The sequence below is a fragment of the Pedobacter sp. 01T416_2 genome (genome assembly GCF_056398925.1).
Map to the genome: position 1 here is coordinate 1 of NZ_JBFTQI010000806.1, position 2,573 is coordinate 2,573.

Annotated in this window: 3 protein-coding genes; 1 reads left to right on the top strand and 2 read right to left on the bottom strand. The window is 38.2% G+C overall.

Annotated features, from left to right (window positions below):
• Positions 1 to 177 (top strand): NifU family protein (locus AC1DPQ_RS24345; RefSeq protein ID WP_477611143.1); only part of this gene is annotated, 177 nt, incomplete at its 5' end.
• 216 nt (positions 178 to 393) lie between these two features.
• On the opposite strand, the gene AC1DPQ_RS24350 is transcribed toward AC1DPQ_RS24345, so the two are convergent.
• Together AC1DPQ_RS24350 and AC1DPQ_RS24355 are read right to left on the bottom strand one after the other, a co-directional pair.
• The gene (locus AC1DPQ_RS24350; protein WP_477584377.1) at positions 394 to 1,185 is read right to left on the bottom strand and encodes an inositol monophosphatase family protein; all 792 of its coding nucleotides are present in this window, start codon (positions 1,183 to 1,185) and stop codon (positions 394 to 396) included.
• 56 nt (positions 1,186 to 1,241) lie between these two features.
• Positions 1,242 to 2,393: a prolipoprotein diacylglyceryl transferase gene (locus AC1DPQ_RS24355; RefSeq protein ID WP_477584375.1), complete on the bottom strand. Its 1,152-nt coding sequence runs from the start codon at positions 2,391 to 2,393 to the stop codon at positions 1,242 to 1,244.
• Between the last annotated feature and the right edge of the window lie 180 nt (positions 2,394 to 2,573).

The window sequence follows — 2,573 nt, forward strand, 5'->3', positions numbered from 1 at the left end:
GAACAGGATGGTGGTGCAATTACATACAAATCTTTCGATGAAGGTGTGGTTACGGTAGAATTACGCGGTTCTTGCAGCGGTTGTCCATCTTCTACAATTACGCTTAAATCTGGTATCCAAAACTTATTGCAGAGAATGGTACCAGAAGTTACAGAAGTAGTTTCTGAAGCGCTTTAAAATTGTGCATTTTTCATAGTACATATAGTGAAAAGGTCCCGATGAGAATCGGGACCTTTTTTTATTGCAAATCTGCCGTCCTGTAGATGTTCGTCATGCTAAATTTCTTTCAGCATCTTCAAGTTCAGACCCTGAAAGAAATTACCTTCGGTGAGCTCGCTTAAAGATCGGTTTACTGCGTAGCTTTCCACTGCGCTACAGGTCAGGGTGACGCCATTAATTAAAGTACTGCTTAATCGCAGTTAACATCTCAGCGGTAAGTTTACCATTGGTAGCCAAAATCTCTCTTTTTTCAAAGTAATCATTTCCACCAGCAAAATCGTAAACCTCTCCTCCTGCCTGCTGCACAATAAAGCATCCGGCTGCAAAATCCCATTGTTGCAGATTGTATTCAAAAAAAGCATCGAAACGTCCACAGGCTGTATATACCAGATCTATTGCTGCTGCACCAATTCTACGTACACCATGGCTTTTCTGCATCATTTCGGTCAATAATTTTAAATATTGAGGCTGTTTATCAAACTGATAATACGGAAAACCTGTTGCCAATAAACTCGATTTTAGATCAGGATTAGTAGAAACTTTAATTTCTTTCTTATTCATAAGGGCAGGCCCACCTTTATATGAATAAAACATTTCTCCCCTATTTAACTCGTAAACTACGCCGATAACGGGTAATCCATCTTCATAAAGTGCTACACTTATACCATAAGCTGGAATGCCATGGATAAAATTGGTTGTACCATCCAAGGGATCAATTATCCAGGTGTAGGTTTTACCAGTACGGTTAATGGTTTTCTCTTCGGTTATAAAACCTGCATCAGGAATCAATTTTTCGAGATTTTGAACCAGTTTCTGTTCTGCTGTTTTATCAACATAAGAAACCATATCATTTAATCCTTTGTATTCTATTTTTTGAACATCGAACTGCAGCGCTTCTTTACGGATAAAGTTTCCAGTAAGCCTTACAATCGATATTACTTTTGTGCACAGTAATTCGTAATTCATAACTATTTAACAATAAAACGAGGCGTTTATTGGATGAGAAATAAACTTATAGGTATTTAAGCCAGTTGATTCTTGTTCCTTAAAGCATAAGCACTTAGTGCTATACCGCCAACAACAAGAAAAGTAGAAATCATTTCTGCCTGGGTGAAAGGGGGTAAACCAAAAACATGATATTTTGAATTTACACGGATTAATTCGATGCAGAAACGTTCCATACCGTTTAAGATCATGTAAATACCAAACATTAAACCAGGTGCTTTTATTTTATCCCTAATCTTCCATAAAAAGGCAAAAAGGATTAAACATATAATTACTTCGTAAATTGGTGTCGGGTATACACCTTGTGCCAATTCGTTACAGAACTTACCGGTACAACCAGGAATCGGAATGCCTTCGCCTACCACATTATTCGGATATTTGTAAGACCACAACCAGTCTGGAAGCCAGGAAAATGGTTTTGGATTTGAATTTACAATCCCCCAGTCGCCATCGCCGGCTAAGTGGCAACCAATACGGCCTACAGCATAAGCCAGCATCATTCCCGGCCCACCTACATCAAGCATATGGAGCGGTTTAATACCATTTCTTTTAGCAATAATTAATACAGCCGCACCGCCGCAAATTAAACCACCATAAAAAGTTAAACCACTAAAAGATAATAACCGTTCGATGGGATGTTGAACAAAATCATCCCAATACTCTAGGTTATCGAAAAACTTTGCCCCTAAAAAACCCCATATAGCCGCCCAAACAATCAGGTTACTCATGGTTTGGTACGGGTGGATGGTTACCTGTGTTTCTTTTGGTTTATCCAGCTTGTGTTTATTCTTTTCGGTATAATCCCAATAAGCAAACAGCCCTGCAAAAAACAACCCACCAATTATATTTCCTTTGGTCGACATTAAAATCGACTGTGCATCATTTACAAAAAGTTTGTAGTTTAACAACGCATAAACCAGTTTATAACCAATAACGAAGCCGAAAAGGCCATTCATGATCAACTCTGATGTAGTAGCAGGTTTGCCAACCACAATTGTCTTTTTAATTGGGTGGAGTATGCCTAATGCTTCCTTACGCTTAAGCTCTTTGGTGAAAGCCCAGTAACCAGCAACAAACGCCAGTGCTACAAAAACACCGAAAGTATTAAATGGAAGCGGTAAATTAATGCCGAATAAGTATTCTAAAAAATGTGAAACGGTAGGAAACATACAAATAATTTGTTGCGAAGATAGGAAAGAAAGACCAAAGCTGAAAGATTAAAGCAGAAAGCTTAAAGACTGAAGAAGAAAGACCAAAGCGCTTAGTTGAAAGCCAGAAAAAGCGTGTAGAAATCTATTTTTTTTATTTTGGAAAAGAGTGGTTCTGTATTTCATCGGTTAGTACAGCCC